We start from the raw sequence: 21,531 nt of genomic DNA, 5'->3' as shown, positions 1-21,531 counted from the left end.
GACGATGCTTGAAGTACAGAATCTGTCCATGCGCTTTGGCGGCCTGCTGGCGGTAGACGAAGTGTCTCTGGACGTTCAGGAACACGAGATTGTGTCCATCATCGGCCCCAACGGGGCTGGAAAAACCACCGTATTCAACTGCATGAGCGGTTTTTACAAGCCCACGGGCGGCAAGATCCTGTTCGAGGGCAAGGAAGTACAGGGCAAGCCGGACTACAAAATCTCCCGTCTGGGGATGGTTCGCACCTTCCAGCATGTCCGGTTGTTCAGCCAGATGACGGTGGTGGAAAACCTGCTGGTGGCACAACATCGCCACCTGAACACCAACCTGATTTCCGGCCTCATCCAGACACCCAGTTATCGGAAGAAAGAGCAGAAATCCCTGGACCGGGCCGCATACTGGCTGGACCGGGTAGGCCTGCTCGAGATGGCCAACCGGGAGGCAGGCAACCTGGCCTATGGCCAGCAACGGCGCCTTGAGATTGCCCGCTGCATGGTCACCGAGCCCAAGCTGTTAATGCTCGACGAGCCGGCAGCCGGCCTCAACCCGGCGGAAACAAAGGAACTCAACCAGCTGATCATCAGCCTGAAAGAGGACTACAACGTTTCCGTGGTGCTGATTGAGCACGACATGAGCCTGGTAATGGATATTTCCGACCGCATCAACGTGATCAACCAGGGCCGCCCCCTGGCCAGTGGCACACCGGAAGAAATCCGCCAGAACGACGACGTGATCAAAGCCTATCTGGGCGAGGCCTGAGGTAAACACATGCTAGTACTAGAAGATGTCCATACCCATTATGGCAAGATCGAGGCCTTGCACGGGGTGTCTGTCGAAGTCAAAAAGGGTGAGATCGTCTCGCTGATCGGCGCCAACGGCGCCGGTAAAACCACGCTGCTGATGACCGTGTGCGGTAACCCCCGGGCCAGTTCAGGACGCATTTTCCTCGAGGGTCGGGAAATTACCAACGAATCCACGGCGCAGATCATGCGCTCCGGCATCGCCATTGTTCCGGAGGGGCGTCGGGTATTCTCAGGCCTGACCGTGGAGGAAAACCTCCACATGGGTGGTTTCTTCAACACCAAGGCCGAGATCCGTGAGAGCCAGCAGCATGTCTACGAACTCTTCCCGCGCCTCAAGGAACGCGAGCATCAGCGCGCCGGCACCATGTCCGGCGGCGAGCAGCAAATGCTGGCTATCGGGCGGGCCCTGATGAGCAGACCAGAGATGATCATCCTTGATGAACCATCACTGGGCCTGGCACCGCTGATCATCAAGCAAATCTTCGAGATTATCGGCCAGCTTCGCGAGGAAGGCATTACTGTTTTCCTCGTCGAGCAGAACGCCCATCAGGCCCTCAACCTGGCAGACCGGGGCTACGTGCTGGAAACCGGAAAGATTCGCCTGCACGACACGGGCAAGAATCTGCTGAACAACCCGGATGTCCAGAACGCCTACCTGGGCGGTTGATCCTGGATCGTTGCCTGGAAACAAAAAAACCGGAGCACGCAACGTGTTCCGGTTTTTTTTGGCCAAATCAAATACTCACCCGTCTTTAAACTTGCGTTGGCTGGATATCAACTATACTCCAAACAACGGTCAACCTGTCTCCACAAGACCAGTCAGGGCCGTTTTCGCAATGCTGCTCCACGTCAGGGGCAGCATTGTGCATTGCGACGACAGCTTTAAACCACAGGAAGGAGTGGATAATGAAAAAACTGATCGCAGGTGCAATTCTTCTTGGTGCCTCTTCTATGGCCTTTGCTCAACCGGGCTGCGGTGTAGGTGCCATGATCTGGAAAGGACAGTCCGGCATTGCCCCCCACGTACTGGCTGCAACCACCAACGGAACCTTTGGTAACCAGACCTTTGGCATGACCACAGGCACCCTTGGCTGCCAGACCAATCAGGCTGTTCAGTCCATGGCCATGTACATGGACAGCAACATCGACAAGGTGGCCCGGGATATGTCCCGCGGTTCCGGTGAGAACCTGGACACCCTGGCGGTGCTTCTGGGCGTCGACGGAGCTGACCGAGACACCTTCCGCAAGGTGCTGAAGGATAACTTTGCCACCATTTTCCCGAGCTCTGACACCACCTCCGGCGAAGCCGTGAACGCCATCGTCGCGCTGCTGGAGCAAAATGAATCACTCAGCAAATACGTAGCAGCCTGATCCAGGCTCCTTGAAGGGACTCTCATGCGCCAGGGACGGCGCATCGTTCCATTCTCCACCCTGTTCAACCCCGGATGCAGCACCAACCCATGGGCAACATGCTTCGCATTGGGCCAGCCCTGATCTGGCTTGCAGTCAGCCTGCCGACCCAGGCCAAATCGCCTGAACACGCAACCGAGCTTCATCTCGATCCTGCCTGGCTCACACTCATTCATTATCAGCCCGACAGGTTTGGTAGCGGATTTACCAGCCAGGCCGACGATCCGGCCTTTTTTCTGAGTGAAACCGGTAAGCACTCGCCAAAGGCGGAGCTTAATGCAACCCTCGAAGCTATCCAGAAGCCCGGAGAAGGCAATGACCACGCCCGCTGCCGCTTCCCGGCCCGGGAAACCTGGCTGAGTCAGCAACTCGATCTGTCGTTACCGGAAATCGAGTGTCCCGGTTTCCAGGAATGGTCGGAAACATTGAACACTGAGACGGTGACCCTGGTTTTTGCGGCCTCCTACCTCAACAGTCCTTCATCCATGTTCGGCCACACGTTTCTGCGTCTTGACCCACCCCAGGATGACGACGAAACCAACCTGCTGTTGGCCAACACGATTTCCTATGCAGCTGATGCCGCCGCCCACGACAGCGAACTGCTGTTTGCCTACAAGGGCATTTTCGGCGGTTACCCCGGAATCACCTCGGTTCAGCCCTACTATGAAAAAATCCGGCTGTATTCGGACATCGAGCATCGCGACCTGTGGGAGTACAAACTGAACCTCACACAGGATGAAGTGGATCTGATGATTGCCCACGCCTGGGAAATACGTGACCGCAATTTTGATTACTACTTCTTCGATGAAAACTGTGCCTACCGCCTGCTGGCCCTGATAGACATCGCTCGCCCCGGCACCGACCTCCTGGGCGAAGTAAGCACTCATGCCATACCCTCCGACACCGTGCGCTGGGTAGTGGACAAGGATCTGGTCAGCGACGTGTATTACCGGCCTTCGGCGGCCACCTCCGTGGCTTACAGTCTCTCGACCCTTCCCGACGATCACCAGACTCTCGCGGCGGCGGTCGCCAATGGCTATGTCGACGCCGATGCCAATGAAGTGAGCTCACTGCCATCCAAACAGCGAGCCCATGTTCTGGACGCCACCTACGATTATGTTCGCTATAAGAGCGAGGCCGACGGCTGGCCCCGTGAAATCGCCGCACCGCTCTCCCATGACCTGTTAAGAGAACGCAGCCAGATCAATAACGTCGCTCCGCCGGAGGATCCGCCTGAACCGGCTGTCAGAGACGATCAGGGCCACGATACCTTCCGCCTGAGCCTCGGGGCAGGCCAGCAGGCGCACAGGGAATTCACCCAGTTGACCCTGCGCCCGGCCTACCACGACGTCCTGGACCCGCCGGCCGGCTACCGCACGGGGGCCCAGCTTCAGTTCCTCCGACTCGACGCGCGCCTTTACACCGACAACAACGAGCTTCAACTGGAACAGCTGACCGGCGTTGAAATTCGCTCGCTGAGCCCGCGGAACGCTTTTTTCTCGCCGCTGTCCTGGCAGGTAGGTTTTGGCGGCCGCCGCACTGATACTGGCAACGACCGGGTCCTGACGCCCTATCTTGAGGGCGGAGCAGGGGGCAGCTGGCGCCTTGGCAATCAGACCCAGGCCTTTGCCATCGCCACCGCCGACCTGGAGATCGACGACGACCTGCGCCGAGGCTACGATGCTGCACCGGGCGCCGATATCGGCCTGCTGCACCAGAACAACCAGTTCAGCCTGCTTGCGGGCGCCAAAACCAAGGCCTGGATCGTCAGCAGCCAACACCGCCAGGATCAGCTTTACGCCAAAGCCAACTGGCACATAGGCCGCGAGTTCAGTCTGTTTGCCGAGTTCACCCGGGAAGACCACTACGACAGGTATCAAAGCCTATGGCACGCCGGAATCCACGCCTACTTCTGACCAGCATTGCCCGGACAATCGGGCTGCTGTTTTTTCTTGCCCTGCTATCCGGTTGCAGCAGCGTATTCTTCTACCCGGATCGGGTGACTTACATCACCCCGGACCGGCTGAACCTCGAATACGAAGACATCTACCTCAACACAGCCGACGGCGAAACCCTCCATGGCTGGTGGCTGCCCGCAGAAGCTCCTGAGAACAACGCCAGAGGCACAGTCTACTTCCTCCACGGCAATGCCCAGAACGTCAGCAGCCACATCCTCAACGTAGCGTGGCTGCCCGAGAGAGGCTACAACGTTTTCACCATCGACTACCGGGGCTACGGCAAATCCACTGGCGACCCGGACATCGAAGGCGCGCTGCACGACGTGGAAACCGGCCTGCGTTGGCTCGCTGAAAAGCCCGAGATGAAGGGCCGACCGCTTTACATCCTCGGCCAGAGCCTCGGCGGTGGACTCGGCATCGCACTGGCCAGTGAATGGACTCAGAGGGAAGAGGAGCCACAACTGGATGGCGTCATTCTGGACGGCACATTCTCAGGCTTCCGTAGAATCGCCCGGGAGAAACTGGGCGAATTCTGGCTTACCTGGCCATTTCAGATTCCGCTGAGCTGGACGATTCCTGAGGACTACGAGGGCGTGGATCATATTCCCAGAATCAGCCCGGTGCCGGTAATGGTGATACACAGTGTGCGGGACGGGATTATTCCGTTTCATCATGGGAAGGCCCTGTACGAAGCTGCAGAGGAGCCCAAGGAGTTTTTGCAGACGGATACGCCGCACGGGGCGACGTTTGTTATTCCCGGGTATCGGAAGGAAATGATTCGGTTTATGGGGCAATAAAAAACCCGCCAATCCAGAGGACAGGCGGGTTTTCTTTGTCGGATTACGCCTTTGGCAAATCCGACCTACCGTTCAGGGAAAGCTCCCTCAGGCAGAGAAATCGGTCGGCTCATCGCCTTCCTTGATTTCCTTCATGGACAGCTTCACGCGACCACGGTTGTCCACATCCAGCACCTTCACCAGAACTTCCTGACCTTCGCTCAGCTCGTCAGTCACGTTCTCGATGCGGCGATCAGAGATCTGGGAAATGTGCACCAGACCATCCTTGCCAGGCAGGATGTTAACGAAGGCACCGAAGTCCACAATGCGCTCTACGCGGCCCTTGTAGATAGCACCCACTTCAATCTCAGCGGTGATTTCTTTAACCCGGTTCACCGCCGCCTGGGCAGCTTCCTGGTTATCCGCGTAGATCTTCACATTGCCGTCATCATCCAGATCGATGGAAGCGCCGGTCTCGTCACAGATGGAACGGATCACAGAACCGCCCTTACCGATAACGTCGCGAATCTTCTCAGGATTGATCTTGATCGTGGTGATGCTCGGGGCACGGGCAGACAGCTCGGCACGGGGGGTGGAGATCACCTTGTTCATCTCGCCCAGAATGTGCAGACGCGCTGCGTGGGCCTGCTCGAGAGCAAGTTCCATGATCTCGTCGGTGATGCCGTTGATCTTGATATCCATCTGCAGGGCGGTCACGCCCTCTTGGGTACCGGCAACCTTGAAGTCCATGTCGCCCAGGTGATCCTCGTCACCCAGGATGTCGGTCAGAACCGCGAACTTGTCGCCTTCCTTGACCAGACCCATGGCAATACCGGCAACCGGTGCCTTGATGGGCACACCCGCATCCATCAGCGCCAGGCTGGAACCACAGACAGAAGCCATGGAGCTGGAACCGTTGGATTCGGTGATCTCAGAAACCGCACGGATGGCGTACGGGAATTCTTCGAGGGTCGGCATAACCGCCAGAACACCACGCTTGGCCAGACGACCATGACCAACCTCACGGCGACCCGGTGTGCCCACACGACCAGCTTCGCCCACGGAGTACGGAGGGAAGTTGTAGTGGAACAGGAACGGATCCTTGCGCTCGCCTTCCAGGGCATCAATGATCTGCACATCACGGGACGTACCCAGAGTGGTGGTCACGATGGCCTGGGTCTCGCCACGGGTAAACAGAGCGGAACCGTGAACGCTGGGCAGAACGCCAACTTCAATTTCGATCGGACGAACAGTCTTGTTGTCACGACCATCGATCCGGGGTTTGCCATCAATAACCTGCTGGCGAACCACGCTCTTCTCGATCTTGCCGAAGTACTTCTTGACCTCGTCTTCGGACGGCTGGCCTTCCTCTTCACCGGCCAGCTTCTCGACAGCTGCGGCTTTTACTTCGCCCAGACGCTCGTAGCGGGCCATCTTGTCGCGGATGCCATAGGCTTCCTCGATAGCACCGGCAAAATCGGCCTTGATGGCATTGAGCAGCTCGGTGTTCTCGACCGCCGGCTGCCAGTCCCAACGGGGCTTGCCGATTTCAGCTGCGAATTCCTTGATAGCCGCTACGGCCACCTGCATTTCCTGATGAGCGTAAAGAACACCGCCCAGCATCTGGTCTTCGCTCAGGCCTTTCGCCTCGGACTCAACCATCAGAACCGCGTCTTCGGTGCCGGCAACAACCATGTCCAGCAGGGAGGTCTGCAGCTCTTCGAAGGTCGGGTTGAGGAAGTAGCCGCGCTCGTTGGTGTAACCCACACGGGACGCACCGATGGGGCCATCGAACGGGATACCGGAGATGGACAGCGCCGCAGAAGCCGCCAGCATCGCAGCGATATCAGGATCCTGGTTCTTGCTCGAGGACATAACCGTGGTGATGACCTGAACTTCGTTCATGAAGCCGTTCGGAAACAGCGGACGAATCGGACGGTCGATCAGGCGGGAGGTGAGGGTTTCCTTCTCGGAAGGACGACCTTCGCGCTTAAAGAAGCCACCGGGGATTTTGCCCACGGCGTAGGTCTTCTCGAAGTAGTTAACGGTCAGCGGGAAGAACGGCTGGCCGGGCTTGGCTTCCTTGGCGCCAACAACGGTACCGAGAACGGAAATATCATCCACGGTTACCAGCACGGAACCGGTGGCCTGACGGGCAATACGGCCGGTTTCCAGAGTGACGGTTTTGCCGCCAAGCTCAAATGATTTCTTGAAAGGTTTCAGATCCACAAAAAACTCCTGGTCTATCTGTTCCAGATTGATTCGTTCCGGGCGCCCCTGCGCTCGAAACCATAGTTCTGCAGATGATGTGCTGTGGTCTGAAGAGCAACCCGTCTGAAAGCTAACAGGCTGTTGCAAAACCCCGGTCTGAAGGGCGACAGTTCCAGAAGCCGCCGGGCCCGGGTTTTCAACAACCTGCTATCGATTTCGGCTTTCCATTACGACAGGGAATCCTTCGATAACACAGACAATCCAACTGCAGTGGGAGAAAAACACAACCAGTAGACCCGGTGAAGGGCCTGCTGGTTGACGGCTGCCACCGGAAACACCGGCGCAGCCCTCAGGTCGTAGAGACCCGGATCAGCGACGCAGACCCAGACGCTGGATGAGCTCCAGGTAACGGTCGGCGTTTTTGCGCTTGAGGTAGTCCAGCAGCTTACGACGCTGGTTAACCATCCGGATCAGGCCGCGGCGGGAATGGTGATCCTGCTTGTTGGCCTTGAAGTGATCCTGCAGCTTGTTGATGTTAGCGCTCAGCAGTGCCACCTGAACTTCAGGGGAACCGGTATCGCCATCACCTTGCTGAAAATCCTGAACGATCTGTGCTTTCTCGTTGGCAGAAAGTGCCATAACTCACCTCATTGTTTGCGATGCTTTCGAATACGGCCGAACCGCGCATCTCTACAGCCCGGCTAGACAGCGGCGCGCCTAACGCTTTCCGCTGCTCTTCACCAGTCGGCGTGGGACCAGATTGGTCTCCTCGCCTTCCGGGAATGCTTCTGCCAGCCCCACGAAGCTTTCGTTAGCGCTCTCATTCGCATAGAGACGCACAAACCCTTCATAGGCCTGGCCCGGTATTCTAACCGGTTGTCCGTTCAAGATCGATACCAGCGCCTGCCCCGCCAGACGATGCTCGGGGAACATGGACAGCGCGGCATCCGGTGCCACAAGGAGACCATCAAGGCTTTCACCCCGTTCGCGCATAGCTTCCAGGTCACTCACGGCATGGGCATTGGCCAGGGTGAAACCCGAGGCCATGGTACGGCGCAACGCCGTGACATGGGCGCCGCAACCCAGGGCTTCGCCAATATCCTCAACCAGTGAGCGAATATACGTACCCTTGGTGCAGCTGACCGCGATATCCAGTTCATTCTCGCGAATATCCAGCAGCGTCAGTTCGTAAATGGTCACCGGCCTTGCCGGACGTTCCACCTCGATCCCTTCGCGAGCATATTCGTACAGCGGGCGCCCCTTGTGCTTGAGCGCCGAGTACATGGAGGGAACCTGCTGGATATCACCCCGGAAGCCGTCCAGAACCGGCTCCAGTACATCCGCAGTCAAATCCGTGGGCACCGGTTTCTCGGCAACAACAGCGCCTTCGCTGTCACCAGTTTCGGTCTGAATTCCGAGCCGGGCGGTAGCAATGTAGGCTTTGTCGCTGTCGAGCATCATCTGGGAGAACTTGGTGGCCTCTCCGAAGCACAAAGGCAGCACGCCCGTGGCCAGGGGATCAAGAGCACCGGTATGGCCCGCCTTGGCAGCTCCGAACAGGCGCTTGACCTGCTGCAGGATACCGTTGGAGGTGACACCTATCGGCTTGTCGATAACGAGGATACCGTTAACGTCACGGCCTTTGCGTCTGCGGCTCAAGCGTTACGCTCCGGATCATCCTTATCGTCTTTGGTTCGATCCACGGCCGGCTGATCGCCGACCGCTTCCCGAATGAGGCTATCCATCTTGCGGCTGTAACCCTGCAGCGTGTCGAAGTGGAAACGCAACTGGGGCACAACCCTCAGCTTCATCGCACGACCCACCTGGCCGCGCAGAAAGCCCGAGGCCTTGTTGAGCACCGCAATCGATTCCCTGACCTCCGGAGACTCTTCTGTCAGTTCTTCGGTGGAAAGCAGGGATACATAGATATCGGCGTAGCCAAGATCACGACTGACCTTGACTGCGTTGACCGTGACCATACCCACCCGCGGGTCTTTGACTTCCCGCTGGATGAGCTGGGCCAGTTCCCGTTGCATCTGATCGCCGATGCGATCAATACGACTGAACTCTCTTGGCATTAGGCTTCCTTCAAACTCGGGCGCATCACGCGCCGGTGGACTCAAGCTTGCGCTCGACCCGGACGCGATCGAAGACCTCGATCTGATCACCGACTTTTACGTCGTAACCCTTAACGCCAATACCGCATTCCATGCCGTTACGGACTTCAGGCACGTCGTCCTTGAAGCGACGCAGGGATTCCAGCTCGCCTTCAAAGATAACCACGTTGTCCCGCAGAACCCGGATCGGCTTGTTACGGTATACCGTGCCTTCGGTGACCATACACCCGGCCACCTGGCCAAACTTCGGCGAACGGAACACGTCCCGCACGTCGGCGATGCCAACGATATCTTCGCGGAATTCCGGTGCCAGCATGCCGGTCAGGGCTGCTTTCACATCATCAATCAGGTTGTAGATGATGCTGTAGTAGCGCAGATCCAGACCTTCCTGCTCAACCAGGCGCTTGGACGCTGTGTCAGCACGCACGTTGAAGCCGAAGATAACCGCATTGGTTGCCATGGCCAGGCTGACGTCGGTCTCGGCGATACCACCGACACCGGACGATACGATCTTGACCTGGACTTCCTCGTTACCGAGATCCTGCAAGGCCTTGGTGATAGCTTCCAGCGAACCACGAACGTCGGTCTTGAGCACGACATTGAGGGTTTTGACCTCGTCCTTGCCCATGTTCTCGAACAGGTTCTCGAGTTTCGCTGCCTGCTGGCGCTGGAGACGCTGCTCCCGCTCACGGCTCTGACGGAATTCAGCCAGTTCTTTGGCCTTCTTCTCGTCGGCAACTGCGAAGAATTCGTCACCGGCGTCCGGCGTTCCGTTCAGACCGAGGATCTCGACCGGAATCGACGGGCCAGCTTCTTTGGCCTGCTTGCCGGCTTCGTCGGTCATCGCACGGACCTTACCGAAATAGGCACCGGCAACAACCATATCACCCTGGCGCAAGGTACCGTTCTGAACCAGAACGGTCGCCACGGAGCCACGTCCACGCTCAAGGCTGGATTCCACTACCACACCCTTGGCCGGTGCATCCGTAGAGGCCTCAAGCTCAAGGATCTCGGACTGCAGCAAGACGGCCTCAAGCAGCGCGTCGATGCCGTCACCGGTGTGAGCGGAAACGGGTACGAACTGAACGTCCCCGCCCCAGTCTTCCGGGACAACTTCCAGAGCAGCCAGCTCACTCTTGATTCGATCAGGGTCCGCCCCTTCCTTGTCCATCTTGTTGATGGCAACAACGATGGGCACACCGGCGGAACGGGCGTGCTGCACCGCTTCCTTGGTCTGCGGCATCACACCATCATCGGCGGCGACGACCAGGATAACGATATCGGTACACTGGGCACCACGGGCACGCATGGCGGTAAAGGCCGCGTGGCCCGGGGTATCCAGGAAGGAAACCATGCCGTGATCGGTTTCTACGTGGTAGGCACCAATATGCTGGGTAATACCACCAGATTCACCGGAGGCCACCTTGGTACGGCGGATGTAGTCCAGCAAGGAGGTCTTACCATGGTCAACGTGACCCATCACGCTCACAACCGGAGCCCGCTTGGTTTTCTCGCCACCCTCGAAGGAGAATTCGCTCAGAACCTCTTCCTCGAACGCATCCTCGCTGACGGTCTTGGCTTTATGACCCAGCTCCTCGGTCACCAGAACCGCAGTTTCCTGGTCCAGTGCCTGGTTGATGGTGGCCATGACGCCCATGCCCATCAGGGTCTTGATAACATCAGCCGACTTGACCGCCATACGCTGGGCAAGGTCGCCGACAGATATCGTTTCCGGAATCTCTACTTCTCTGACCATTGGTTTGGTCGGCCTCTCGAAAGCATGACGCTTCTCTTTGGGTTTCTTTTTCGCACGCAGCGGCTTGCGCAGCGTGGTCTCTTCCTCATCCTCGGAGATAACCAGCGGCTCTTCCACCGGACGACTGCGAGGACCACGATGGCCAGCCTGCTTCTTCTTCGGCTTGCCCTCTTCGATCTCGTCGCCGCGCTCGCGAACTTTCTCTTTCTTTTTCTTCGGCTTGCGATCTTTGCCATCGCCCTCAGGCGGCGGCATCGGAATATCTTCCGGAGCGGGAACCGGCTCGGGCTCTTTCTTCGGCTCGGCCTTCTCTGCCTGTTCCGGCTGCTCTGATGTCGCTGCCTCCGCAGGCTTCTCTGCTTCCGGCTGCGGCGCCTGCTCAGCTGCTACCTTTGGCGCCTCTTCCACCGGTGCTTGCTCCGGCTGCTGCTCAGCTACCGGCTCTTCCGGTTTCGGTGCTTCAGCCTCAGGCTGCAGTTCAGCCCGTTTGATATAGGTACGGCGCTTGCGAACCTCAACATTGACGGTCTTTGCCTTGCCGGCCTTGAGCGTGGTGGTGGTCTTACGCTTCAGGGTAATCTTCCGCGGTTCGGCGTCAGCCTCACCGTGAGTCTTTCTCAAATAGGCCAGCAACTGCTGCTTCTCATCGCTGGAGACAGAATCATTCTCGGAGCGGGCTTTCAGGCCAGCTTCCACAATCTGCTTCAGCAAACGATCCACGGGAGCGCCTACATCTTCGGCCAGTTGTTTTACCGTTACTTCAGCCATACTGGTCCTCCTCCCGAATTAAGCCTGGTCTTCAAACCAGGGGGCACGTGCGGTCATGATAAGCTGACCCGCACGCTCTTCATCCATACCTTCGATCTCGAGCAGGTCGCCGACCGACTGCTCTGCCAGATCTTCCATGGTGCGCACACCCATACCGGCCAGCTTGAAGGCGAGGCTACGGTCCATGCCATCCATTCCCAGAAGATCCTCTGCCGGCTCAGCACCCTCGAGCGCTTCCTCGCTTGCCAGGGCCTGGTTCAAAAGGACGTCCTTGGCACGACGGCGCAGCTCGGTGACAGTCTCTTCGTCAAAGCCTTCGATCGCCAACATCTCTTCCATCGGCACATAGGCCACCTCTTCAATAGAGGTAAAACCTTCCTCGATCAGCACACCGGCAAACTCTTCATCAACATCCAGATTGCCGATGAAATGCTCGACAAGCCGGCTGTACTCCTGCTCCTGACGCTCACCGGCTTCTTCCTCGGTCATCACGTTCAGGGTCCAACCTGTCAGGTCGGTGGCCAGGCGAACGTTCTGGCCGTTACGGCCGATTGCCTGGGCCAGGTTGTCTTCCGCCACAGCCACTTCCATGGTGTGCCGGTCTTCATCCATCACGATAGAAGCCACTTCCGCCGGCGCCATCGCGTTAATGACCAGCTGGGCCGGATTATCGTCCCACAGCACGATATCGACACGTTCACCGCCCAGTTCATTGGACACCGCCTGAACCCTGGAACCACGCATACCAACGCAGGCTCCAACGGGATCAATACGGCGATCGTTGGTCTTCACCGCAATCTTGGCCCTGGAACCCGGATCGCGGGCAGCACCGCGGATCTCGATCAGATCTTCCGCAATCTCCGGCACCTCGATGCGGAACAGCTCGATGAGCATCTGCGAGGAGGTACGGCTGAGAATCAACTGGGGACCGCGATGATCCGTGCGGATCTCGAGCAGAAGGGAGCGTACCCGGTCACCCATACGGAACGTCTCGCGCGGAATCAGGAATTCCCTCGGCAGCAACGCCTCAGCATTGGCGCCCAGATCAACAATCACGTTGTCGCGAGTGACCTTCTTGACGGTACCAGATACCAGCTCACCAACGCGGTCGCGGTAGCTGTCCACGATCTTGGTGCGCTCTGCCTCACGAACCTTCTGGAAGATAATCTGCTTGGCGGCCTGGGCGCCGATACGACCAAAGGCTTCGGATTCGATTTTCTCCTCGTGGATATCGCCAGGCTTCAGGGCCGTGTCAATCTCCTCGGCTTCCTGCAGGGTGAGCTCGGTGCCCAGTGCAGGAACGGCATCATTATCCACCACCAACCAGCGGCGGAAAGTTTCGTATTCGCCGGTTTTCCGGTCGATTGATACGCGGATATCCGCCTCTTCATCTTCAAAGCGTTTTTTGGCAGCGGTGGCCAGTGCCAGCTCGATCGCTTCAAAAATCACATCCTTCTCGACACCTTTCTCGTTCGAGACGGATTCAACCACCAGCAAGATCTCTTTACTCATTGGATTGCCCTGCCCTTAAAATCAACTGTGCGTCCACGGACTTTATTCAAATCGCTCACTCAAATACCGGCACGATGTGGGCTTTTTCAATGCTGTCGAATGGCAGCAGATACTCGTGATCATCAACGACCACAACCACATCATCACCTTCCACGCCTTTGATCAGCCCCTGAAACTTCCGGCGACCTTCAAATGCCATCCGGAGACGAATCTGAACCTGGTGACCAACAAAGGCCTCGTATTGCTCAAGACGAAACAGCGGGCGATCCATCCCCGGGGATGAGACCTCCAGTGTGTATTCGGTCTGGATGGGATCTTCAACATCCATCACACCGCTGATCTGACGACTGACTTTTTCACAGTCTTCGATGCCGATGCCGTTTTCAGCATCGTCAATAAACACCCGTAACAGGGAATGATGGCCCTGCGAGCGGAATTCAATGCCCCAGAACTCATACCCCAGACCTTCCACTACGGGCTGAAGAATGTCTTCCAGTTGCTTAAGCTTGGCTGACAAGTTGTGCCTTCTCCGTTATCAATTTACCGGCCTCAAAAACAAAAAAAGGGCTGTTTTATCAGCCCTTTTTATGCACCAGGGCCCTTTGCGCCAGGCCCCTTAATCAAAAAGCCCCTGACAATGGGGCCTTTTGTTGCAAGAACTCGCAGGAAGCAAACCGGTGTACCGCTTCCTGCTGACAGACACCTGGCCTGCCAGAAACCCGCCCATAACACGCTGCAGGTCCCAATATCCGCCGGAGTATAGAGACGCCGGACAGACTGGTCAAGGACTGACCAAAAAAAACGGCCTGGAAACTCCAAGCCGCTTTTCTTTAAATATGGTGCCCGGGGCCGGACTCGAACCGGCACAGCTTTCGCCACTACCCCCTCAAGATAGCGTGTCTACCAATTTCACCACCCGGGCAACATTCTTACTCGAGCTCAGGGAGATCAGACTCCCCACCCTCGGCTTCGCTGGCTGCGGCTTCGCCGTTGTCAGCAGCGGTATCAGCCGGGGCGGCACTGCTGGACTCCTGCACAACAGGAATACCAGCTTCGCCTGCCACTTCGGCACGCTGCTTGGCAAAAATCGCCAGCGAGAAACTTGTTACAAAAAATACCACTGCGAGCAGGGTCGTAAAGCGGGTCAGAAAGCTACCGCTGCCCTGGCTACCGAACACAGTCTGGGAGGCACCACCACCAAAGGCAGCGCCGGCATCTGCGCCCTTGCCCTGCTGGATCAGCACCAGACCCACCAGCGCCACCGCGATTACCACGTGCACAACGACTACCAGTGTCTCTACCCAATCCATAACGACTCTCGCGAACCTTTAAATTCAGGTACCCGCCGGAACACTCCGGCAAATACTTACAAAATCTTCTGCTTTGAGCGACGCTCCGCCAATCAAACCACCGTCAATATCCGGCTCGGCAAAAAGAGCGGCTGCATTATCCGCTTTTACACTGCCCCCGTAAAGCAGGGATATCTCATTGGCCGGCGCGCCCATCTCTGCGAGCACCTGCCGAATTGACGCATGCATCGCTTGCGCATCCTGTGCCGTAGCGGTTTTTCCGGTCCCGATAGCCCAGACCGGCTCATAGGCTACCACTACACGCTGCCACTGGTCGCTTGCGACCGTCGCCAGACCTACCTTTACCTGGTCGGCAACGACAGCTTCGGCCTCACCAGCCTCACGCTCTTCCAGGGTTTCACCAACACAAACCATGGCCTGAAGCCCGGAAGCGAGAATGCGACTGACCTTTTCGGCCACTGCAGCGTCTGTCTCAGCGAAGAGCTGGCGACGTTCGGAATGGCCAACCAAGACGTATTGACAGCCCTGGTCCAGCGCCATGTCCGCGGAGATCTCACCAGTGTAGGCTCCGTACGCCCACTGCCCCACGTTCTGAACACCAACCGACAGCGCATCACCTGCGCTGGCAACCACGTCCGGGACATAAATGGCGGGAGGAATGATAACAACCTCAACGCCATTATCAAGAGAGGCCGCCTGGGATCGCACATCGCCTACCAGCGTTTGTGCCAGGTCTTTCGACCCATTCATTTTCCAGTTTCCGGCTACAATCTTCCGACGCATAACAGTTCCCGAACTTGAGGGAGGGCGAACTATACAGCACTCCCTCCCCGCAGACAACCGCCTGAAAACACAAAATTAAGCGGTGGATTTCTCCACAACTTTTGCCAGTTCCTCGACTACCCGAAGAATCTCGCTGGCGTCCTGACCCTCCGCCATCACCCGGATCAGCGGTTCTGTGCCAGAGGCTCTCAACAGAATCCTGCCGGAGCTGCCCAGCTCGGTTTCGGCTTTACGCACCGCAGCCACGATATCGTCACGACTGAACGGATCGAAACGTTGCGCCACCCGAACATTGATCATTTTCTGGGGGAGCTTGCTCATCCCCTTCCGCAGATCCGCTAGCGTTTTGCCGGATTTCCACACTGATAGCAGGACCTGTAGCGCCGAAACAATACCATCGCCGGTACTTGTGCAGTCGCGGATAACCATGTGACCAGAGCCTTCGCCACCGAGAACCCAGTTGTTGGCGAGCAGCCGCTCCATCACATATCGGTCGCCGACTTTTGCACGCTCGAACTCGATACCGATCTCATTCAATGCAAGCTCAACACCCAGGTTGGTCATCAGCGTGCCAACAACCCCGCCTTTCAGGCGACCCTCTGCAAAGCGCTGGGAGGCAATCACGTAGAGCAGCTCATCGCCGTCCACCTCGGATCCGTCACGATCCACCATCAGAACCCGATCGCCATCCCCATCGAACGCGATCCCCAGATCAGCGCTTTTTTCAATCACTGCTGCCTTGAGAGCCTCCAGGTGCGTGGAGCCAACGTTGAGGTTGATATTGAGGCCATCGGGGTCGCCCCCGATTACCGAAACCTTGGCCCCAAGCTCACTAAACACTTTGGGCGCCACGTGATAGGTGGCCCCATGGGCACAGTCCAACACGATCTTCATGCCGTCGAGCGTAAACTCATTGGGCACGGTGCTTTTGCAGAATTCGACATACCGGCCCGGTGCGTCGTCAACGCGGGACGCCTTGCCCAGCTCAGTCGGGCCACAGACCTCAATTGGCTTGCCCAGCCATCGCTCAATCTCGGCTTCAAGAGCATCGTCCAGTTTGGTGCCGGCCGCAGAAAAGAACTTGATGCCGTTATCATGGTGGGGATTGTGGGAGGCGCTGATCACAATCCCGGCCGAAGCGCGGAAGGTGCGAGTCAGATAGGCGATCGCCGGCGTTGGCATCGGACCGAGCAATTTTACATCAACACCCGCCGCCGCAAGGCCAGCCTCCAGGGCCGACTCGAACATGTAACCGGACAGCCGGGTATCCTTGCCAATCAGTACGCTGTTGCGCTGACCATCGCGCTTGAAGGCCTGGCCCGCAGCCCAGCCGAGCTTCAGCATGAACTCCGGCGTTATCGGAAATTCACCTACGTGCCCGCGAATACCGTCCGTACCAAAGTACTTTCTCTCGGACATTAACCTGCCTCCTTCACTGCCGCCACCACGCGGATAGCGTCCACTGTTTCCCTGACATCGTGCACACGAATAATACTGGCACCCTTCATGGCCGCTATTGTCGCGGCCGCAAGGCTCGCAGGCAACCTTTCATTAACCTCACGGCCCGTGATGGTGCCCAGCATGGACTTCCTGGAGACGCCAACCAGCAAGGGATGCCCCAGGATATGCATCTGCTCAAGGGAGGCCAGCAACTGAAGGTTATGCTCAAGGCTTTTACCGAAACCGAAGCCAGGATCAAGCAGAATGTTTTCCGGCCGAATCCCGGCGTGCTCTGCAACACGGATGCGCTCGGTCAGAAAAGCACTGACTTCCCGACGCACATTCCGGTACTCGGGGCGATCCTGCATGGTATCCGGCTCCCCCTGGATATGCATAATGCACACCGGTATGCCCACTTTTGCAGCCACTTCCGGAGCACCGTCACGTTGCAGGGCCCGCACATCATTGATCAGGCCGGCCCCCAGTTTTGCCGTCTCAGCCATCACCTGCGGCGCACTGGTGTCTACCGAAATAACCGCATCGAGCTCCCGGGCTGCTGCCTCAACCACCGGGCACACCCGGTCCAGTTCTTCCTGCACCGACACGGGTGTCGCTCCCGGCCTCGTCGATTCGCCACCGACGTCGATAAACGTGGCGCCATCGGCAACCATCTGCCTTGCGCGGACGAGAGCTGAATCCGGCCGGTTGAATTTGCCGCCATCGGAAAACGAATCCGGTGTTACATTCAGAACGCCCATCACGTGGCAGCGGGACATATCCAGTTCTCGACCGGCAAAAGTCATTTTCATGGCAAACCTTTTTTTCAATGGCAAAAACAAACGCCGCCCGGAATCCGGGCGGCGCAGGGAACGACACTCTTTTATGACTAAAGGCCGCTAGCCGTTAGTGCTCTCCGGCCGGCCGACCAACACCGGGGTGATGACCGTCATCGGAAGCCTTTGGCTCCGGCGCTGCCTCAGGCTCGTCGGCCTTTACTCCGCCAGCGGGGCCACTGTCTCCCCAACCTTTCGGGGGACGAGGCGCGCGACCTTCCATGATGTCATCAATCTGGTGGCGGTCGATGGTTTCGTACTTCATCAACGCGTCGGCCATCATGTCGAGCTTGTCCCGGTTGTCGACCAGAATCTGCTTGGCTTTTTCATAGCAGCTGTCGATGATGTTGCGGACTTCCTCATCGATGCGCTGCGCCGTTTCTGGTGAGTACACAGTCTGGGACTGACCGGCAGACCGGCCGAGGAACGGCTCTTCGCTGTCGGTATCGTACTGCAGAGGCCCAAGCTTCTCGGACAGCCCCCAACGCGTCACCATGTTACGCGCAAGGCTGGTCGCACGTTCGATGTCGTTAGAAGCACCGGTGGTTACACCGTCAAAGCCAAGAGTAAGCTCTTCGGCAATACGGCCACCGAACAAGCTGCAGATGGAGCTGATCAGGAAGCGCTTGCTGTGGCTGTACTTGTCCTCTTCAGGGAGGAACATCGTGACACCCAAAGCGCGACCGCGCGGGATAATGCTCACCTTATAGACCGGGTCATGCTCCGGCATCAACCGGCCAACAATCGCGTGACCAGACTCGTGGTAAGCGGTGTTCCGCTTTTCTTTTTCGCTCATCACCATGGACTTGCGCTCGGCGCCCATCATGATTTTGTCTTTGGCAAGCTCGAACTCTTCCATCGACACGAGACGCTGGTTGCGACGGGCCGCGAAGAGCGCTGCCTCGTTCACCAGGTTGGCGAGGTCCGCACCGGAGAATCCGGGCGTGCCACGAGCAATCAGAACCGGCTCGACACCATCAGCCAGGGGCACTTTCTTCATGTGCACCTTGAGGATCTGCTCGCGACCAATGATATCTGGCAGGCCAACAACAACCTGGCGGTCGAACCGGCCCGGACGCAGCAATGCCGGGTCTAGGACGTCGGGGCGGTTAGTAGCGGCAATGACGATAACGCCTTCATTACCTTCAAAACCGTCCATCTCGACCAGCAGCTGGTTAAGAGTCTGCTCACGCTCGTCGTGACCGCCACCCATACCGGCGCCACGATGGCGACCGACAGCATCGATCTCGTCGATGAAGATAATGCAGGGGCTTTGCTTCTTGGCCTGTTCGAACATGTCACGAACACGGGATGCACCCACGCCCACAAACATTTCGACAAAGTCCGAACCCGAGATGGAGAAGAACGGCACCTTCGCCTCACCCGCAATGGCCTTGGCGAGCAGGGTCTTACCAGTACCCGGCTGGCCAACCATCAGGACACCCTTGGGGATGCTGCCGCCGAGACGCTGGAATTTGCTGGGATCCCTCAGGAAGTCCACCAGCTCCTTAACATCTTCTTTGGCTTCATCAACACCGGCCACATCCGCGAAGGTGGTCTTGATCTGATCTTCGCTCATCAGACGCGCTTTACTCTTGCCGAACGACATGGGGCCTTTGCCGCCACCGCCGCCCTGCATCTGGCGCATGAAGAACACAAACAGTGCGATGATGATCAATATCGGGAAAGCAGCTACCAGAAGCTGCGTCCACAGGCTCTGGCGCTCAGGCTCCTTACCGATAACCTCAACATTGTTCGCGAGCAGATCGTCCATCAGCTTGTTGTCAGACACCTGAGGACGGATTGTCTGGAACTGGGAGCCGTCACCACGGGTACCCTGAACCTGCAACCCATCGATTGTGACCTGACGGACCTGGCCTTCCTGGACCATCTCCACAAACTGGGAATAGTTGACTTGTTGGCCGGTGGTGGTGGGAGAAAAGTTCTGAAACACCATCAGCAGCACGGCGGCTATAATTAGCCAGAGAACCAGATTTTTTGCCATATCGTTCAAGGATCATCACCTGTGAATTGTAGGGTTAACCTTTCGCAAAGCACCCTTTTCTGACACCTTACACCAATTGTACGCCCGTCCACCAGAAACGGCCCATCCGTATCGGCCACACGCAGCACACAGTTTTTTAATGAAAAGTCGCCTTAACCTTCATATTGGGCGCCATATCTGAAATTACAACAGCAACACTCAATACAGCCCCAATTCCACGGACGTTTTGACCCCTGTCCCACCGGTTGGTTCCTTTTGCCTGCTGCCTCGACGTCGATACGTGTTAACGACCATTCTTACAGCAGAACGATCTGTTACAATTCGCCGATTATACGTTCAAGTCAGCCTATCCGCCGCTGACCTTTTGTTAATAGCACCAATAAAGAGATTACATCATGAGTCTTTCACCGGAACAGCGCCGGGAATACCGGGCGATTGCCCACAACCTCAAGCCGGTCATCATTGTTGGCGACAAAGGCCTTTCCGAGGGACTGCAGGAAGAACTTGAGCGCGCACTGAATGATCATGAGCTGATCAAGATCAAGGTGGCGAGCCAGGACCGTGACGCCAGACAGGAAGCTATCACTGCCCTGTGCGAATCTTCTGGCGCTGAACTGGTCCAGACCATCGGCAAGATCGCCGTCATTCTGCGTCGGGCCAAAAAGCCCAACCCCAAGCTCTCCAACCTGCTGCGCCACAAGCACTGATCCGAGGCCTGGAAATCAAAAACAAAAAGCCGGCTGGGAAAACCCCAGCCGGCTTTTTGTTTCCCGAATATGGGATCAGACGTATTCGACCTGTTCGATCTCATACTCCACGGTACCAGACGGCACACGAATCGCCACAACGTCGCCTTCGGTCTTGCCCACCAGTGCGCGGGCAATCGGAGAGGAAATCGACAGCTTGCCTGCCTTTATATCCGCCTCATCCTCGCCAACGATCTTGTAAGTCACCTGCTCATCGGTGTCCATGTTAAGCAGATACACCGTGGTACCGAAGATTACCCTGCCGGTGTTCTCCATGGTGGTCACATCGATAACCTGAGCGGCTGAAAGCTTGCCCTCGATTTCCTGGATCCGGCCCTCAATAAAGCTCTGCTGCTCGCGCGCAGCATGGTATTCGGCATTTTCTTTCAGGTCGCCATGTTCCCGGGCGTCTGCAATCGCAGCAATGACCCGGGGGCGATCTTCGGACTTCAGCTTCTGAAGCTCCTCGCGGAGACGGGTCTCGCCCGCCTTTGTCATCGGTACTCTGTCAGCCATAGTCTCACTTTCCTGCGTGAAGATCCTGGAGGCGGCGTACAGTGCGCTCCGGGCCGAACTTGATGGCCCGGCAGAAGGCTTCGCCGCCCGCCAGTGTTGTTGTATAGGTTACTTTGGTCTGCAATGCCGACTGGCGAATCTGGGCCGAGTCGGAAATCGCCTTGCGACCTTCAGTGGTATTGATGATCAGCTGAACCTGACCGTTCTTGATGGCATCTACAATATGCGGACGACCTTCACGGACCTTGTTCACCCGATCAACCTCGATTCCGGCCTCTTTCAGGGCCTTGGCCGTGCCAGTTGTGGCCACCAGTTTGAAACCGGCCTCAACCAGATCACGGGCGACTTTCGCCGCGCCGGGCTTGTCGACATCCCGCACTGACATGAACGCGGTACCTTTGGCCGGCAGGCGCTCACCAACAGCCAGAGCGGCCTTGGCAAAGGCCTCATCAAAGCTGTCACCCAGGCCCATGACCTCACCGGTAGACTTCATTTCCGGCCCCAGGATCGGATCTACTGCCGGGAACTTGTTGAACGGGAACACCGACTCTTTTACCGCGTAGTATCGCGGAATGATTTCCTGGGT

Annotated in this window: 19 protein-coding genes, 1 tRNA gene and 1 pseudogene; 6 read left to right on the top strand and 15 right to left on the bottom strand. The window is 57.5% G+C overall.

Features of this window, described 5'->3' with window-relative positions:
* The first annotated feature begins 4 nt into the window (after positions 1-4).
* From livG to ACWJ62_RS00085, 5 genes are all read left to right on the top strand, one after another.
* A complete protein-coding gene (gene livG, locus ACWJ62_RS00105) occupies positions 5-760 on the top strand; it encodes a high-affinity branched-chain amino acid ABC transporter ATP-binding protein LivG (protein ID WP_062781018.1) in 756 nt (251 codons plus the stop codon).
* A gap of 9 nt (positions 761-769) precedes the next feature.
* The gene (locus ACWJ62_RS00100; RefSeq protein WP_449284366.1) at positions 770-1,471 is read left to right on the top strand and encodes an ABC transporter ATP-binding protein; all 702 of its coding nucleotides are present in this window, start codon (positions 770-772) and stop codon (positions 1,469-1,471) included.
* Between the two features lie 239 nt (positions 1,472-1,710).
* Positions 1,711-2,175, top strand: a complete 465-nt coding sequence (locus ACWJ62_RS00095) for a DUF3015 domain-containing protein (RefSeq protein WP_449284365.1) — start codon at positions 1,711-1,713, stop codon at positions 2,173-2,175.
* A gap of 89 nt (positions 2,176-2,264) precedes the next feature.
* On the top strand, positions 2,265-4,130 hold the full coding sequence (locus tag ACWJ62_RS00090; RefSeq protein ID WP_449284364.1) for an Lnb N-terminal periplasmic domain-containing protein: 1,866 nt from the start codon (positions 2,265-2,267) through the stop codon (positions 4,128-4,130).
* Positions 4,100-4,969 carry an alpha/beta hydrolase gene (locus tag ACWJ62_RS00085; protein ID WP_449284363.1) on the top strand — a complete coding sequence of 290 codons (870 nt, stop codon included), beginning with the start codon at positions 4,100-4,102 and terminating at the stop codon, positions 4,967-4,969. Before ACWJ62_RS00090 ends, ACWJ62_RS00085 begins: the two co-directional genes overlap by 31 nt.
* An 87-nt stretch (positions 4,970-5,056) precedes the next feature.
* Here the strand turns inward: ACWJ62_RS00085 and pnp are convergent, their stop codons facing one another.
* From pnp to ftsH, 13 genes are all read right to left on the bottom strand, one after another.
* Entirely contained in the window at positions 5,057-7,171 is a 2,115-nt protein-coding gene (gene pnp / locus ACWJ62_RS00080; protein WP_449285327.1) for a polyribonucleotide nucleotidyltransferase, read from the bottom strand.
* A 357-nt stretch (positions 7,172-7,528) separates the two neighbouring features.
* On the bottom strand, positions 7,529-7,798 hold the full coding sequence (gene rpsO, locus ACWJ62_RS00075) for a 30S ribosomal protein S15 (protein WP_064230008.1): 270 nt from the start codon (positions 7,796-7,798) through the stop codon (positions 7,529-7,531).
* Between the two features lie 78 nt (positions 7,799-7,876).
* A complete protein-coding gene (truB, locus tag ACWJ62_RS00070) occupies positions 7,877-8,818 on the bottom strand; it encodes a tRNA pseudouridine(55) synthase TruB (protein WP_449284362.1) in 942 nt (313 codons plus the stop codon).
* Positions 8,815-9,237, bottom strand: a complete 423-nt coding sequence (rbfA, locus tag ACWJ62_RS00065; RefSeq protein WP_449284361.1) for a 30S ribosome-binding factor RbfA — start codon at positions 9,235-9,237, stop codon at positions 8,815-8,817. Before rbfA ends, truB begins: the two co-directional genes overlap by 4 nt.
* Positions 9,238-9,262: 25 nt before the next feature.
* Positions 9,263-11,800 carry a translation initiation factor IF-2 gene (gene infB, locus ACWJ62_RS00060; protein WP_449284360.1) on the bottom strand — a complete coding sequence of 846 codons (2,538 nt, stop codon included), beginning with the start codon at positions 11,798-11,800 and terminating at the stop codon, positions 9,263-9,265.
* Positions 11,801-11,818: 18 nt separating this feature from the next.
* Positions 11,819-13,312, bottom strand: coding sequence for a transcription termination factor NusA (nusA, locus tag ACWJ62_RS00055; protein ID WP_449284359.1), 1,494 nt, complete (start codon positions 13,310-13,312; stop codon positions 11,819-11,821).
* A 55-nt stretch (positions 13,313-13,367) separates the two neighbouring features.
* Positions 13,368-13,829 (bottom strand): ribosome maturation factor RimP, encoded by a 462-nt coding sequence (rimP, locus tag ACWJ62_RS00050; RefSeq protein WP_088559066.1) that lies wholly within the window; start codon positions 13,827-13,829, stop codon positions 13,368-13,370.
* A 320-nt stretch (positions 13,830-14,149) separates the two neighbouring features.
* Positions 14,150-14,234 (bottom strand) — tRNA-Leu (locus ACWJ62_RS00045).
* Positions 14,235-14,241: 7 nt separating this feature from the next.
* On the bottom strand, positions 14,242-14,622 hold the full coding sequence (gene secG, locus ACWJ62_RS00040) for a preprotein translocase subunit SecG (RefSeq protein ID WP_008171532.1): 381 nt from the start codon (positions 14,620-14,622) through the stop codon (positions 14,242-14,244).
* A 24-nt stretch (positions 14,623-14,646) separates the two neighbouring features.
* Positions 14,647-15,405 (bottom strand): triose-phosphate isomerase, encoded by a 759-nt coding sequence (gene tpiA / locus ACWJ62_RS00035; RefSeq protein ID WP_449284358.1) that lies wholly within the window; start codon positions 15,403-15,405, stop codon positions 14,647-14,649.
* A gap of 75 nt (positions 15,406-15,480) precedes the next feature.
* Entirely contained in the window at positions 15,481-16,824 is a 1,344-nt protein-coding gene (gene glmM / locus ACWJ62_RS00030; RefSeq protein WP_449284357.1) for a phosphoglucosamine mutase, read from the bottom strand.
* Positions 16,824-17,654, bottom strand: coding sequence for a dihydropteroate synthase (folP, locus tag ACWJ62_RS00025; protein ID WP_449284356.1), 831 nt, complete (start codon positions 17,652-17,654; stop codon positions 16,824-16,826). Before folP ends, glmM begins: the two co-directional genes overlap by 1 nt.
* 94 nt (positions 17,655-17,748) lie before the next feature.
* Entirely contained in the window at positions 17,749-19,692 is a 1,944-nt protein-coding gene (gene ftsH / locus ACWJ62_RS00020) for an ATP-dependent zinc metalloprotease FtsH (protein ID WP_449284355.1), read from the bottom strand.
* A 386-nt stretch (positions 19,693-20,078) separates the two neighbouring features.
* On the opposite strand from ftsH, the gene yhbY reads away from it, so the two are divergent.
* On the top strand, positions 20,079-20,390 hold the full coding sequence (yhbY, locus tag ACWJ62_RS00015) for a ribosome assembly RNA-binding protein YhbY (protein ID WP_148608902.1): 312 nt from the start codon (positions 20,079-20,081) through the stop codon (positions 20,388-20,390).
* Positions 20,391-20,465: 75 nt separating this feature from the next.
* On the opposite strand, the gene greA is transcribed toward yhbY, so the two are convergent.
* Positions 20,466-20,945: a transcription elongation factor GreA gene (greA, locus tag ACWJ62_RS00010; RefSeq protein ID WP_449284354.1), complete on the bottom strand. Its 480-nt coding sequence runs from the start codon at positions 20,943-20,945 to the stop codon at positions 20,466-20,468.
* A gap of 4 nt (positions 20,946-20,949) precedes the next feature.
* Positions 20,950-21,531, bottom strand: a pseudogene (gene carB, locus ACWJ62_RS00005) (carbamoyl-phosphate synthase large subunit); the annotation flags it as partial.

Source organism: Marinobacter sp. PE14, assembly GCF_053566155.1.
Note: the sequence above shows the minus strand (reverse complement) of the source record. Positions and strands in the feature narration are given on the sequence as shown.

Coding starts and splice junctions, on each gene's coding strand:
- livG (WP_062781018.1), top strand. CDS start 5: ATGCTTGAAGTACAGAATCTGTCCATGCGCTTTGGCGGCCTGCTGGCG.
- ACWJ62_RS00100 (WP_449284366.1), top strand. CDS start 770: ATGCTAGTACTAGAAGATGTCCATACCCATTATGGCAAGATCGAGGCC.
- ACWJ62_RS00095 (WP_449284365.1), top strand. CDS start 1,711: ATGAAAAAACTGATCGCAGGTGCAATTCTTCTTGGTGCCTCTTCTATG.
- ACWJ62_RS00090 (WP_449284364.1), top strand. CDS start 2,265: ATGGGCAACATGCTTCGCATTGGGCCAGCCCTGATCTGGCTTGCAGTC.
- ACWJ62_RS00085 (WP_449284363.1), top strand. CDS start 4,100: ATGGCACGCCGGAATCCACGCCTACTTCTGACCAGCATTGCCCGGACA.
- rpsO (WP_064230008.1), bottom strand. CDS start 7,798: ATGGCACTTTCTGCCAACGAGAAAGCACAGATCGTTCAGGATTTTCAG.
- rbfA (WP_449284361.1), bottom strand. CDS start 9,237: ATGCCAAGAGAGTTCAGTCGTATTGATCGCATCGGCGATCAGATGCAA.
- infB (WP_449284360.1), bottom strand. CDS start 11,800: ATGGCTGAAGTAACGGTAAAACAACTGGCCGAAGATGTAGGCGCTCCC.
- nusA (WP_449284359.1), bottom strand. CDS start 13,312: ATGAGTAAAGAGATCTTGCTGGTGGTTGAATCCGTCTCGAACGAGAAA.
- secG (WP_008171532.1), bottom strand. CDS start 14,622: ATGGATTGGGTAGAGACACTGGTAGTCGTTGTGCACGTGGTAATCGCG.
- tpiA (WP_449284358.1), bottom strand. CDS start 15,405: ATGCGTCGGAAGATTGTAGCCGGAAACTGGAAAATGAATGGGTCGAAA.
- glmM (WP_449284357.1), bottom strand. CDS start 16,824: ATGTCCGAGAGAAAGTACTTTGGTACGGACGGTATTCGCGGGCACGTA.
- folP (WP_449284356.1), bottom strand. CDS start 17,654: ATGAAAATGACTTTTGCCGGTCGAGAACTGGATATGTCCCGCTGCCAC.
- yhbY (WP_148608902.1), top strand. CDS start 20,079: ATGAGTCTTTCACCGGAACAGCGCCGGGAATACCGGGCGATTGCCCAC.
- greA (WP_449284354.1), bottom strand. CDS start 20,945: ATGGCTGACAGAGTACCGATGACAAAGGCGGGCGAGACCCGTCTCCGC.